The 12573-nt window shown below is 67.9% G+C and carries 11 protein-coding genes, 2 tRNA genes and 1 pseudogene; 6 read left to right on the forward strand and 8 right to left on the reverse strand.

What is annotated here, in order from left to right; all coding sequences use genetic code 11:
- The first annotated feature begins 27 nt into the window (after positions 1-27).
- From V9G19_RS02985 to V9G19_RS03005, 5 genes and pseudogenes are all read left to right on the forward strand, one after another.
- A complete protein-coding gene (locus V9G19_RS02985; protein ID WP_462284012.1) occupies positions 28-783 on the forward strand; it encodes a DUF4386 family protein in 756 nt (251 codons plus the stop codon).
- A gap of 67 nt (positions 784-850) precedes the next feature.
- On the forward strand, positions 851-1330 hold the full coding sequence (locus V9G19_RS02990) for a DUF6326 family protein (RefSeq protein WP_462284013.1): 480 nt from the start codon (positions 851-853) through the stop codon (positions 1328-1330).
- Positions 1331-1774: 444 nt separating this feature from the next.
- Complete coding sequence (locus V9G19_RS02995) at positions 1775-2023, forward strand: hypothetical protein (protein ID WP_462284014.1); 249 nt, start codon at positions 1775-1777, stop codon at positions 2021-2023.
- A 148-nt stretch (positions 2024-2171) separates the two neighbouring features.
- Positions 2172-2375 (forward strand): annotated as a pseudogene (locus V9G19_RS03000) (wax ester/triacylglycerol synthase domain-containing protein); the annotation flags it as partial.
- A gap of 52 nt (positions 2376-2427) precedes the next feature.
- Complete coding sequence (locus V9G19_RS03005) at positions 2428-2685, forward strand: wax ester/triacylglycerol synthase domain-containing protein (RefSeq protein WP_462284015.1); 258 nt, start codon at positions 2428-2430, stop codon at positions 2683-2685.
- Positions 2686-2950: 265 nt separating this feature from the next.
- Here V9G19_RS03005 and V9G19_RS03010 read toward each other — a convergent pair.
- The 7 genes from V9G19_RS03010 to V9G19_RS03040 all read right to left on the reverse strand — a co-directional run bounded on the left by V9G19_RS03010 (position 2951) and on the right by V9G19_RS03040 (position 10050).
- Positions 2951-3026: transfer RNA gene (locus V9G19_RS03010), tRNA-Ala, on the reverse strand.
- 28 nt (positions 3027-3054) lie between these two features.
- Positions 3055-3231: a DLW-39 family protein gene (locus tag V9G19_RS03015; RefSeq protein ID WP_462284016.1), complete on the reverse strand. Its 177-nt coding sequence runs from the start codon at positions 3229-3231 to the stop codon at positions 3055-3057.
- 63 nt (positions 3232-3294) lie between these two features.
- Positions 3295-3371: transfer RNA gene (locus V9G19_RS03020), tRNA-Ile, on the reverse strand.
- Between the two features lie 79 nt (positions 3372-3450).
- Positions 3451-3909 carry a DUF3566 domain-containing protein gene (locus tag V9G19_RS03025; protein WP_462284017.1) on the reverse strand — a complete coding sequence of 153 codons (459 nt, stop codon included), beginning with the start codon at positions 3907-3909 and terminating at the stop codon, positions 3451-3453.
- 2 nt (positions 3910-3911) lie between these two features.
- Positions 3912-6560, reverse strand: coding sequence for a DNA gyrase subunit A (gyrA, locus tag V9G19_RS03030; protein WP_462284018.1), 2649 nt, complete (start codon positions 6558-6560; stop codon positions 3912-3914).
- Between the two features lie 179 nt (positions 6561-6739).
- Positions 6740-8818: a DNA topoisomerase (ATP-hydrolyzing) subunit B gene (gene gyrB, locus V9G19_RS03035; RefSeq protein ID WP_462284019.1), complete on the reverse strand. Its 2079-nt coding sequence runs from the start codon at positions 8816-8818 to the stop codon at positions 6740-6742.
- A gap of 203 nt (positions 8819-9021) precedes the next feature.
- Positions 9022-10050, reverse strand: a complete 1029-nt coding sequence (locus tag V9G19_RS03040) for a helix-turn-helix transcriptional regulator (protein WP_462284020.1) — start codon at positions 10048-10050, stop codon at positions 9022-9024.
- Between the two features lie 361 nt (positions 10051-10411).
- Here V9G19_RS03040 and V9G19_RS03045 point away from each other — a divergent pair, with 361 nt between their 5' ends.
- Positions 10412-11569, forward strand: coding sequence for a sigma-70 family RNA polymerase sigma factor (locus V9G19_RS03045; protein ID WP_462284021.1), 1158 nt, complete (start codon positions 10412-10414; stop codon positions 11567-11569).
- A gap of 348 nt (positions 11570-11917) precedes the next feature.
- On the opposite strand, the gene V9G19_RS03050 is transcribed toward V9G19_RS03045, so the two are convergent.
- Positions 11918-12400 carry a hypothetical protein gene (locus V9G19_RS03050; protein ID WP_462284022.1) on the reverse strand — a complete coding sequence of 161 codons (483 nt, stop codon included), beginning with the start codon at positions 12398-12400 and terminating at the stop codon, positions 11918-11920.
- Positions 12401-12573: the final 173 nt, after the last annotated feature.

A 12573-nucleotide genomic window follows, 5' to 3' on the forward strand; every position in this document is an offset into this window, starting at 1 on the left:
TCCCGTCGACGAGGTGAGGAGATCGCAATGACGAGCATCCATACAGTTGCACCGCAGGCCACGATTCCGGAGACGACCAGCTCGTGGCGAACGGGCGGCATGGCCGCCTTGGCTGGAGCGGCGACGAATCTCACTGGCCCGGCCGTGTTCATCGCCATGCTGCTGCCGAAAGGCCTGGGCGGCACCGAAGCCGCTCCCGGCAAGGCGGTGGGACTCCTTTCCGACAACCACGCCGCTATGCGCGCGTGGTACATCATCATCTACCTGGTCTTCGGCGCCTGCCTCGTCGTCCTGTCGCTTTCGCTCTCGGAGCGCCTCAAGTCTCGATCCTCCCTGGTTCACGCCGCGACCACCGCGGGTCTGATCTATGCGGTGCTGGTCATCGTCATCGGCACCCTGCAGATCACCGACCTGGACACGGTGGTCAGGCTCCACAGTCATGACCCGGCACAAGCCGCCACGGTCTACACCACGCTCACCTCCATCGAAACCGGCCTGGGTGCCGGAGGCGGCGAGACGATGACGTTCTCGCTGTGGGTGCTGGTGCTCAGCTGGGCGGCGCTGCGTGCCCGGGAACTCCCCCGGTTGCTCAACTACCTGGGCTTGCTGCTTGGTGCCGTAGGCATCTTCTCGGTGCTTCTGAACTCACTGCCGCTGATGTCGGTCAATGGTGTCGGCCTCATTGCCTGGCTGCTGTGGCTCGGCATCGCCATGCTGCGCGAGGGCCGGCGGGCGGCCTTGCGCAGCGACCGTAACGGCCGACCGACCCCCCGGTACCGGTGAAGTGACGGCATACGCAAGATCACCCCATCGGATCGATTCCGATGGCGTGGAAACGGAGTTGATCGACATGACCACCATGCAGGCGACACGCAGAGTACCAACCGTCCGGACCTGCCGGGACGACCCGGTCGACGTCAAGGTCATGCTGAGCGGCCTGTGGACAGCGATGCTGTTCGTCTTCGCTTACATCGACATCTTCGCCTACCTGCGCGCGGATGTCCTGCACGCCGCCATGGCCGGGAAGGTGGCGACCACGGGGTTCACCGTCAACCAGGCCTTTCTCGTTCTCACTCTGGTCTACATCCTCGCGCCGGCGCTCATGGTGCCCCTGTCCCTGACGCTCAGAGCCAGGGTCAACCGGGTTGTCCAACTCGTCGTGAGCGTCGCGTACATCAGCAGCATCATCGCGGCCGCCGTCGGCGAGTCGTGGGCGTACTACATCGTCGGCAGCGTCGTTGAGGTACTGCTGCTCGCTGCGATCTTCCGGATCGCATGGCGGTGGCCGTCGGCCCCCGTCCGCCACGACGACGCGACGCAGTCGACATAAGCACCACCCCCGCAGACCGGGGCCCGCACAGTGGCCGTGTCAGTGCGTGGGCTGGGCAAGTCCCATGCCCGGGGCCACGGTGCGGCGACGTCTCCCTCACCGTGGCCCCGGGCGAGGTCGTGGGCCCCTCTGGGCCCAACGGCGCCGGGCACGCCACGACGGTGGAGTGTCTGCGGGGACTATGACGGGCGATCACGGTGAGGGTGCAGGTGCTCGGCCTGAATCCATGAACGGAGGTGGACCTGCTGCGCCGCCGGATCGGCAGCGAGCTGCAGGACTCCTTGTTGCCTTCCCGGTTGCGGCCGGCTGAGGCGTTACGCCTTCTCGCTGCGGTGGCCGACTGCCGCGTCGACATCGCCCGCCACTCTTGGCCAGTGGGGACGGGCGGCCAAGCGGGGCACCGCGTTCGGCAACCTGTCCGGGCGCCGGCGGCAGCGCCTGTTTGTGGCTCTGGCGCTGCTCCACCAGGCCGAGCTGGTCTTCCTCGGCGAGATAACGACGGGGCTGGAACCATCCGCCCGCCGGGTGACCCGGCGGCTGAGGGAGCAAGTGCGCGAGCTGGGCGCGACGATCGTGCTGGTCACGCACTTCATGGCGGATGCCGGTGGCTGGGATTTCCTCGCGCCCGTGGCGCTCGGCGGCATCGGCATCCTCGGCTGGGTCATTGCCGCGTGGCGACTCCGCCGGGACTGAGGACCCTCGCCGGGCCGGACCGACGCCAGGAGGGCGCCTCTGCGGCGTTCGTGTCGACCCCGGCCGGGCTGAGCCCGATGGCCAGAAAGGAGCCACGAGGGCCGTGACCATCCTGTGGATCTCACCGACCGATCGCGCCATGCTGGCGATGGGTGCCCGCGGTGGCGTGCCCGAACAAATCGGTGTCCTGCTCTTCCTCGTCGAGCCCGCCGAGTCTCTCGACCTGGCCCGCTTGAGGGCCGTGTTGGAGGAGCGGACACGATCCGTCCCGCTTTTGAGACGCAAACTCGTGCGAGTGCCGCCGGGCTGCGGTGGCCCGATCTGGGTCGACGACCCCGACTTCGACATCCGTCGTCATGTCCGTGAGGTCGTGGTCCCCGACGACGCCCACGATCAGCACCTCTATGACGTCGCGCTGGCTGCGGTCATGTCCCCCGTTGCCTTGGAGCGCGCCTCTTTGGGCAGCGGTCCTCCTGACCGGGATGCGCGGGAGGCGAGCAGGCCTGGTCATCGTCATGCACCACGTCGTCACCGATGGATTGGGGGGCCTGGCCCTGCTGGCCGCGTTGCTCGACCCCGGAGCTCCGGCGGGCGAGCAGCCGGTGCCTGTGCCGGCCCCCGGGCGCCGTGCCCTGGTCGCGCAGGCATCGCCAGCCGGCTAATTCAGGCCCTCGTCTTCGGGTACCTCACGTTCGGCGGAGCCCGGTTGCCTCATTCTGGGCTGCGACGTAGGTAGCCAACGACTTCGCGCCGACGATGAGAGCACGGGCCGCGATCGAGGGAAGCCGCCTCGCGGGGGTCAAGAGTGAGGCTCCAGGGTGCCGAGTTGCGCTCTTGAACTTTCCCCCACGCTTCCCCCACGGGGACCCGGGGAAGCCAGGTCGCCTCTAGCGACGCGTCGAGTCACGGCTGTGACCTGCGAAAACGTGGTGGAGCCAACGAGACTCGAACTCGCAACCCCCTGCTTGCAAAGCAGGTGCGCTACCAATTGCGCCATGGCCCCCAGACGCCGGTCGCCCGGCGTCATGACCTCAGCTGGCGGACGTGCCGCCCGAGACCGCGGCGACATTGGAGGTGTCCTGGGCCGACGACGCCGGCTTGCCGGTGGCCTCCGCCCACAGATCCTTGTCGGCCTGGGACTTGTCGATGTTCTTCTTGACGATGCTCGCGCCGATCGCGGCACCGAGAACGAGCAGCCACTTCTTCATGGATTTTCCTCCCGGGCGAGGTGGTCCGACGCCCAGCGGTGTGCTCGGCATACGGGTTGATGCTGGTGGGCCTAACAGGACTTGAACCTGTGACCTCTTCCTTATCAGGGAAGCGCTCTAACCGTCTGAGCTATAGGCCCCAGCAGCGCGAGGCGCGCCGCACGAGGCTACCTCACCCGCGGTGCACCACACAAAACCGATTCGCCCCGCGGCCGCAGGTCACTCGTCGGTGAGCGTGGTCTGCAGGCCGCCGACGAGCGAGGCGCAGATGTTGTAGAGGAAGGCGCCGAGGGTGGCCAGCGCGGTGAGCAGCAGCACGTTGATCACGCCGATGACCACCGACAACGAGACGACTCGCCCGAAGCCGACGAAGTCGAGCAGGTCGAACTTGGTCTCGTTGTCGCCGATGATCTTGTTGACCATCGTGTTGATCTGGTCATAGACGCCCATGCCCGACAGCAGCATCCACAGCACGGTGATCATGACGACGATCGCGACGCCGAGACCGACCGAGACGAGGAAGGACACCTTCATCGCCGACCACGGGTCGACGCGCGAGACCGTCAGCCGCACGCGGCGCGGGCCGGGCCGGGGAGCGGGATCGGCGGTCGTGGTCACGGTGACGGCTGAGCTGGGCGTGGGCCGCGTCGGAGCGGTCGGCGAGTCGACCTCGCTCACACTCACTGCTCACCTCCGGTGCTGTCGTCGGGTGATTCGGGGCCGGCTGGTTGGTCGCCCGCCTCAGACGGTACCCCGTCGGCGCCCAATTCCCCAGCGGGCTCGGGCGGTGCGCCGTTCGTAGCGGCGCCAGCCGGCGCTTGCTCCGCCGGTCCGCCGTCATCGGTGTCGCCCCCCTCTGCCTCTGGATCGGAGCTGCTTTCGCTGCGGGCCACGGCCACGATGGCGTCTCCTGCGCGCGGCGCGGCGAAGTTGACGCCCATCGTGTTGCGCCCGGTCAGACGCACCTCGTCGACCCGCGAACGGACGATGTTGCCCTTCTCCATCACGACGAGCACCTCGTCGTCGGGGGCAACCGTTAGCGCCCCGACCAGGTCGCCGCCGCGCTCGCTGAACTTCGCGACCGCGACGCCATAGATCCCGCGTCCCTTGCGCGTCCACTCCGAGGCCTTCGATCGTTTGGCTAGCCCGGACTCGAAGACCACGAACACGTCCGGATCGCTACCGGCGGGGATGACGCTCATCGCGAGCAGCCAGTCACCCGGGCGGAATTTCATGCCGGTCACACCGGACGTGGGCCGGCCCATGGGACGCAGCTGGGTGTCGTCGGCCGCGAATCGCGCCGACTGGCCCTTGCGGGAGACGAGCAGCAGGTCATCCACATTGGCAACCAGCTCGGCACCGACCAACTCGTCGTCCTCGCGCAGGTTGATGGCGATGACGCCACCGCTGCGCGGCGAGTCGTATTCGGCGAGCCGGGTCTTCTTGACCAGGCCAGTCTTGGTCGCCAACACCAGATAGGGCGCCGCTTCGTAGTCGCGGATCGCCAGCACCTCGGCGATCGTCTCCTCCGGCTGGAAGGCGAGCAGATTGGCGACGTGCTGGCCCTTGCCGTCGCGGGCGCTGTCGGGCAGCTCGTAGGCCTTGGCCCGGTAGACGCGGCCGAGGTTGGTGAAGAACAGCAACCAGTGATGCGAGGTCGTGGTGAAGAAGTGCGAGACGACGTCCTCGCCGCGCAGCTGCGCGCCCCGCACGCCCTTGCCGCCACGCCGTTGGGAGCGGTATTCCGCCACCCGGGTGCGTTTGGCATAGCCGCCGCGGGTGATCGTGACAACGACATCCTCCTCGGGGATGAGGTCTTCCATCCGCATGTCCCCGTCGAAGGGCACAATCGTCGTGCGCCGCTCGTCGCCGAACTTCTTGACGATCTCGCCGAGTTCCTCGCTGATGATCGTGCGCTGCCGCCCGGGGCTGGCGAGGATGTCCTGGTAGTCGAGGATCTCGGCCTCGATCTCGTCGTGCTGCTCGATGATCTTTTGCCGCTCCAGGGCGGCCAGGCGCCGCAACGGCATCTCGAGGATCGCCTCGGCCTGAGCCTCATCGATCTCGAGCATCGCCATCAGCCCGGTGCGGGCGTCCTCCACCGTGCGCGAGGCCCGGATGAGGGCGATGACCTCATCCAGCCGGTCGAGTGCTTTCAGAAGTCCACGCAAGATGTGGATGCGTTCCTCGGCCTTGCGCAGCCGGTATGCCGTGCGCCGGACGATGACATCGACCTGGTGGTCGACCCAGTGCCGGATGAACGCGTCGATCGGCAAGGTGCGCGGCACGCCGTCGACAAGCGCCAGCATGTTGGCGCCGAAGGTCGTCTGCAGTGGGGTGTGTTTGTAGAGGTTGTTGAGGACGACCTTGGCGATCGCATCCCGTTTGAGCACGATCACGAGCCGCTGACCCGTGCGCCCGGAGGTCTCGTCGCGGATGTCGGCGATCCCCTGCAGCCGCCCGTCCTTGACCTGTTCGGCGATCTTGTGGGCGAGCGAGTCGGGGTTGACCTGATAGGGCAACTCGGTGACCACGAGGCAGGTGCGGTTTTGAATCTCGGCAACCTCGACGACGGCCCGCATCGAGATCAGGCCGCGGCCGGTGCGATAGGCCTCCTCGATTCCCTTGCGGCCCATGATCAGCGCGCCGGTCGGGAAGTCCGGGCCGGAGATGCGCGCCATCACCGCGACGAGCGCCTCCTCCCGGGATGCCTCGGGGTTGGCCAGCATCCACAGCGCCGCGTCGGCGACCTCACGAAGGTTGTGCGGCGGGATCTGGGTGGCCATGCCAACGGCGATCCCGGCAGAGCCGTTGACCAACAGGTTCGGGAACCGGGCCGGCAACACCTCCGGCTCGGACTCCTTGCCGTCGTAGTTGGGCCGGAAGTCGACGGTCTCCTGGTCGATGTCACGGACCATCTCGACCGACAACGGCGCCAGCCGGCACTCGGTGTAGCGGGCGGCCGCCGCCGGGTCGTCCCCGGGAGAGCCGAAGTTGCCCTGCCCCGACACCAGCGGATAGCGCAGCGACCAGTCCTGCACCAACCGCACCAGCGCGTCATAGATCGCGCTGTCCCCGTGCGGGTGGTATTTGCCCATGACGTCGCCGACGACCCGCGAGCACTTGTTGAACCCGCGATCGGGCCGGTAGCCGCCGTCCCACATCGCATAAAGCACCCGTCGGTGCACCGGCTTGAGCCCATCCCGCACATCCGGCAGTGCCCGCGAGACGATCACCGACATCGCATACTCGATGTACGAGCGCTGCATCTCGGCATTCAGGTCGATCGGCTCGATGGCGTCGGCGCCCTCGGGCGGAAGTTCAGTCATGGGATGTCCTTGCGACAGAAAGCGAAACGGTCAATGAACTCACGCGAAGCGGCGGCCGGTGCGGCGACCGTGGCTGGGTCTGGCGGGAAGCGAGAAGTGCGCGCAGCGCGCGAAGCGCGGATGGATCTCGGCCGCCGCAATGGGCGGCGCGAAGCGCAAGGTGCGAGGCGGCATACGGCTCAAATGTCCAAGAACCGCACATCACGCGCGTTGCGCTGGATGAAGCTGCGCCGAGAGTCGACGTCCTCCCCCATGAGGATCGAGAAGATCTCGTCGGCGGCCGCGGCGTTCTGCAGCGTGACCTGCAGCAGGGTGCGGTGCGCGGGATCCATCGTCGTCTCCCACAGCTCGGAATAGTCCATCTCGCCGAGACCCTTGTAGCGCTGGATCGGGTTGTCCTTGGGCAGCCGCCAGCCCTTGGCCTGGCCGTCGGCGACCAGCCCGTCGCGCTCGCGGTCGGTGTAGGCGAACTGGTGCTCGGCGTTGCTCCAGCGCAGCCGGTACAGCGGGGGCTGGGCGAGGTAGACATAGCCGGCTTCGATCAGCGGCTGCATGAACCGGAAGAGCAGGGTCAGCAGCAGGGTGCGGATGTGCATGCCGTCGACGTCGGCGTCGGCCATGAGCACGATCTTGTGATACCGGGCGCGCTCGATGTCGAAGTCCTCGCCGACGCCGGTGCCGAACGCCGAGATCAGCGCCTGCACCTCCTGGTTGGCGAGGATCTTGTCGAGGCGGGCCTTCTCAACGTTGAGGATCTTGCCGCGGATCGGCAAGATCGCCTGGTTGTAGGGATTGCGGCCGCGCACGGCGGAGCCGCCGGCGGAGTCGCCTTCGACGATGAAGACCTCGGAGATCGCCGGGTCCTTGGCCTGGCAGTCGCGCAGCTTGCCGGGCAGACCCCCGGACTCCAGGACGCGTTTGCGGGTGGCCTCCCGGGCACGCCGGGCGGCCACGCGGGCCGCGGCGGCCTGGATCGCCTTGCGGACGATGTCGCGGCCGGTGTTGGGATTGCGCTCCAGCCAATCGCCGAACTCGCTGGTCATCGCGCCCTGGACGAAGCCCTTGACCTCGGAGTTGCCGAGCTTGGTCTTGGTCTGTCCCTCGAACTGCGGCTCGGCGAGTTTGACCGAGATGACCGCCGTCAGGCCCTCGCGGACGTCGTCTCCGGTGAGGTTTTCGTCCTTGTCCTTGAGCAGGTTCTGGCGCTTGGCGAACTCGTTGATCAGCTTGGTCAGCGCCGCCCGGAACCCCTCCTCGTGGGTGCCGCCCTCGTGGGTGTTGATCGTGTTGGCGTAGGTGTGGACCGACTCGCTGTAGGCATTGGTCCACTGCATGGCCAACTCGAGCGTCATCCCGCGGGTGGCGTCCTCGACCTCGATCGAGATGACGTCGGCGTTGACCGGCTCGGCCTTTTTGGAGCCGACGAGGTGGCCAACGTAGTCGACCAGGCCCCCGTCGTAGCGGTAGGTGATCTTTTTGGCCTTGGTGGTCTTGGTCTGACCCAGCGCCTGGGCCTCGGCGTCGACCACGTCCTCGACGTCGTCGGCCAGGTTGTCGAGGTCGACGTCCTCGCTGGCCTCGTCGGGGACGCGCTCATCGATGAGCGTGATCGCCAGGCCCTTGTTGAGGAAGGCGTACTGCTGCAGCCGCGCCCGGAGGGTCTCCCAGTCGTATTCGACCGTGTCGAAGATGTCCGGATTGGCCCAGAAGGTGATCGTCGTGCCGGTGGCCGCTGTCTCCTCCATCTGGGTCAGCGGCCCGGTTGGGACGCCGTGGTCGAAGCTCATCCGGTGGGCGTGGCCCTTTTGCCGCACGCACACGTCGAGCCGCGTGGACAGCGCGTTGACGACCGAGGACCCCACCCCGTGCAGACCGCCGGACACCTTGTAGCCGCCGCCGCCGAATTTGCCGCCGGCGTGCAGCTGGGTGAGCACGAGCTCGACCGCGCTGACCCCCTCGGTGGGGTGGATATCGGTCGGTATGCCGCGCCCGTTGTCCTTGACCCGCACCGACCCGTCGGCCATCAACGTCACGTCGATGGTGTCGGCATAGCCGGCCAGGGCCTCATCGACCGCGTTGTCGACGATCTCCCAGACCAGGTGATGCAGGCCGCGCTCGCCGGTCGAGCCGATATACATCCCCGGGCGCTTGCGGACGGCTTCGAGGCCCTCCAGGACGGTGATCGCGCTCGCGTCATACGCGGGATCGGCCGAATCGGGCTCCGGGGACGCAGGATTGACGTCTGGCTCTTCGGCCAAGGGGTCTCCTTCGGCGGATTCGAGAGGAAGCCGCCGGGCTGACACCGGCGGCGGTCGCCTCAATTCTACCGCCCGATCGGGTTCCACGATGCCATTTCCCGGACCGTGGGGGCACATTTGACGCGAGCGCAGGGCCGCATTGACGCAGGATCATTGACCACGGGGGTTATTGCCCGTATGCCGCTGCGACGCACCCTCGGGAGTCAGCAGTCGCCGTCGCCGTCGCTCTCGCTGATGATCCCCTGCCGCACCGCGGCCATACCCAGCTGGAAGCGGGTATCGACGCCGAAGTTGGCGAACATCCCGGACAGGTAGCGGCGCAGGGTCCGCGAGGAGATGCCCAGTCGGCGGGCGATCGCCTCATCCGTGCGTCCCTCGGCCAGTTCGCGCAGGATCGCGACCTCGACTTCCTGTGGGACTCGATCCTCGCTCTCCTCCTCGCCGGTCAGCGGCTGGCCGCGTTCCCAGAGGAAGGTGAAGAACTCATGCAGATAGCCGATGACGGGGGGATCCCGGACGATCGCCGCCACCGCATCGCCGGAACTGACCGGCAAGAGGGCGTACTGATCGTCGATGAGGATCATCCGGCTCGGAATCAGGGCGGCCGTGCGGACCTCGGCACCCAGGCGCTGCATGGTCCGCAGATAGGTCATCGACAAGTGGTAGCGACGAGCGGTGTGGGTGAACAGCTGCCGATACTCGATCCCGCGGGAGAGCAATTCGCCGTCGGATTCGAGGGAACCTTCCAGCACCTCGGGAGGGGCCATCGTCGGGTGCGCCGAGGAGACGGCCCGGCGCACGCCGGGAAGCAGCTCTTGGAGCCGGTCGTTGACCTCTTGCCCGCTGCGGAGGATCTCCGAGGACGAGGCCACCTCCGTGCCGCGGGACGCCGCCCGATACAGCGGGCCGAGGTCGCGCATCGTGCGGCGCAGCTGCGCCGATTCCCGCAGGGCGGCGTATGCCGCGGCCTCTTGCGGCCCGACCACCTCTTCGGCCGCCTCGCTCGGGCTGACCGCCTCGTAGTGATCGGCGCCGGCGACCCGGTGGATCAGCCGCAGCCGAGACAAGACGGCCAGCGCCGCGTCCACGTCAATGCCGGCCGCGGCCTGCGTGCGCACCGTCGCAGCGTCGCCACCGAGTTCGAGGAGCGCGGCATAGAGCGCACGCGAGTCGGGACCCAACCCCGTCGGGTCGGGTCCCGACTCAGGCGTTGCGCGGGCTCGCTCCTCCATCACCTTCTCCTTAAGTCGAAGGTTACCGGTCGGGAAGGATCTGGGGAGTCCGGAATCCGAAGCCGGTCACCGCGTCCGCATGTGGCCACGGGGCGCCCGGCGAAGGCGCCGGAAACGCCGGTGATGTCCGCATCCGGACAGGCCGGTTGCAGCCATAGCGGAGGCATTGTGCCCCGGGTCGGGCCAACCCACCATGGTGCGTGGCGGTCACCACGACCACCTCGACTCAAGGCCTTGAGTTCTTCCGAACGCGGGGAACGACGACGCCGGCCACACCAGGTCGGTTCTCGTCCGAACGCGCGGAGTTCGCCTTATCGCGTCCCCATGCAGGGGCCGGGACCGACACCGAAGGACTCTTCCTATGCTCGTCACCGACACTCAACCGATCGACCTGAATCTGGCCGCCGCGGCGTCGGCCGACGCCGCGCCGAAGGATCTGACCACGACCGAGTTGCTCGCCCGCTGCCACGTCGGCGACTCTCGTGCCTGGGATGAGGTCGTGGCCCGCTATGGCCGCCTCGTCTACAGCGTGGCCCGGCGCCACCGGCTCAGCACCGCCGAGTGCGACGATGTCGTGCAGGCGACGTGGGTCCGGCTCTTGCAGCGGACCGGCTCGATCCGCAACCCGGAGAGCCTGGCCGACTGGCTGGCCACCGTTGCCCGTAACGAGGCCCTGCGCACCATCACCCGCGACCGCCGTGCGGTGCCCATGGCCGCGCCGCTCGATGGGGCGGTGCCGGTTGCCGATTCCAGCTCGGACCCGGTGCACGCCACCTTGCGCAATGACGATGTCCGCATGGTCGCCGAGGCAATGCAGCAGATGTCTCCGCAAAACCGCGAGCTGCTCACCCTCGTTCTGATGGATCCCCCGCTCTCGTATGCCGAGATCGGTGAGCGCCTCGGCATGGCGCCGAGTTCGGTGGGCCCCACCCGAACCCGATGCCTACGCCGGCTGCGACGCATCCTCGGCCCGATGATGGCCGAGGAGAACGGTTCCAGCGTCACGCCGGCGCCAGCCGCCGGGCGAGCGGTTGGTCGGCCGACGCCGACGCGCGGGGCGGTCTGGCCTACGGCCACTCCCGTTCACCGACACGCGGGGCCAGCTCCCGCGCGGGTGACCGAGGCGTTCTCGATCGTGCGACGGTGTGTGGCCGAGGTGTTGCATTTGCCGGATGAGGTCGTCACGCCGCACGCGGCGCTGATCGACGACCTCGGCGCGGTCAGCCTCGATATCGTCGAGATCCTCTTCCGCATCGAGCGAGAGACCGATGTCCTGTTGCCGTTCGATGACCTGATCAGCTTCGTGCGCGGCGATGTCGCGCTGGCAGATTTCGTCACGGCCGAGGGTGTGGTGACCGACGCCGGGCGCCGCCAGGTGGTGCGCGCGCTCCCGCAGTGGACCGATGCCACCTTGCCCACGGTGCTGCACGCGGCCGACATCGTCGGCCTGGTCTCGATCGCCAACCTGGCCGACCGGCTCGACGCGCGTCTACGCACGCGGGTCAAGCTCGCTGCCTGACCCTGGACGAACACGAAAGCCCGGCAGGGTCACCTGCCGGGCTTTCCCGTCTCGCGGTAGCCACGGGCCGAAGCGCCCGGCCGGGGCCGACCCCCGTCGGGCCCGCCTCCGTCCAAGACGGGCACCGAATCGAGGTCCGGCACCCGACCGGACTTCGGGCCCGTGGTCGAGATCCGACGCGGTGGATCCGACCACCGCAGCCCGCTCGCCGAAACGAGCACACCCGGCAGTGCCCACGGCAACGCCATGAGCACGCCAGGTATGCCGGGTAGATCCCGAACCTCGCCTCGATCGGGCAGGTCAGCCGGTTATCGGCCGCGGACAACCGAGCACCGGTGGTGGGCTAGGTCAGCTGAGCGCGAACGAGCTGATGTCGTTGTTCCAGCGAACCAGCCTGATGTCGTGATCAACCCACCGCTTGAAGTGGTCGCCCCGGTAGGACTTCCCGTCATAGCCGACCATGTCGCAGTGGTTGCGCGTGACAAAGGAACTCGCCCGGTTGTTCCACCCGAACACCCCGAGGTTGGGATGGGCGTAGTTGACGTCGTTCAGGGTCACGGTGCACGCCTTGGCGCCGCCCAGTCGCAGCGTCTTGCCCGCGTATCCGGTGCGGGCATAGAACTTCACGAGCGGGATCCAGCGCGCCCCGCTCATCGCGCGATCAGCCTCGGCCTCGGTGGCGTAGCAGCCGAGGAGGCGACCGTCGACATTGCCGACGCAGTGGTCGCCGGGCGGTGTTGATTCTGACATGGTTGCTTGCGCCGGGGCGGCAACGGCCACGCCGGCGGCGAGGCCTGCCGCCACTGCGGATACGGTGATGGTGCGAATCATGCGATCCTCCCTGGGTGTGGTTGAGGTCGGCCCATCCCCAAGGCGCTGACCTGCGCGTTTTCCTAGTGTCACACCCGTCGCCTGGCACAACGGACGGCCGACATTAGTTGAAAACCCAACCACCTCCGCGGCGGCGGCGCGGCGCGCCGGCCCCGCCCCGTAGACTTGAGCAC

Source organism: Nostocoides sp. (genome assembly GCF_037045025.1).
Classification (GTDB): domain Bacteria; phylum Actinomycetota; class Actinomycetes; order Actinomycetales; family Dermatophilaceae; genus Nostocoides_A.

What these genes read in the sequence shown, in the direction of transcription:
- V9G19_RS03050 (WP_462284022.1), bottom strand. Translation starts at nt 12,400, where the DNA reads ATGATTCGCACCATCACCGTATCCGCAGTGGCGGCAGGCCTCGCCGCC.
- V9G19_RS02985 (WP_462284012.1), top strand. Translation starts at nt 28, where the DNA reads ATGACGAGCATCCATACAGTTGCACCGCAGGCCACGATTCCGGAGACG.
- V9G19_RS03040 (WP_462284020.1), bottom strand. Translation starts at nt 10,050, where the DNA reads ATGGAGGAGCGAGCCCGCGCAACGCCTGAGTCGGGACCCGACCCGACG.
- V9G19_RS02990 (WP_462284013.1), top strand. Translation starts at nt 851, where the DNA reads ATGACCACCATGCAGGCGACACGCAGAGTACCAACCGTCCGGACCTGC.
- V9G19_RS03005 (WP_462284015.1), top strand. Translation starts at nt 2,428, where the DNA reads ATGACGTCGCGCTGGCTGCGGTCATGTCCCCCGTTGCCTTGGAGCGCG.
- V9G19_RS03015 (WP_462284016.1), bottom strand. Translation starts at nt 3,231, where the DNA reads ATGAAGAAGTGGCTGCTCGTTCTCGGTGCCGCGATCGGCGCGAGCATC.
- V9G19_RS03045 (WP_462284021.1), top strand. Translation starts at nt 10,412, where the DNA reads ATGCTCGTCACCGACACTCAACCGATCGACCTGAATCTGGCCGCCGCG.
- gyrA (WP_462284018.1), bottom strand. Translation starts at nt 6,560, where the DNA reads ATGACTGAACTTCCGCCCGAGGGCGCCGACGCCATCGAGCCGATCGAC.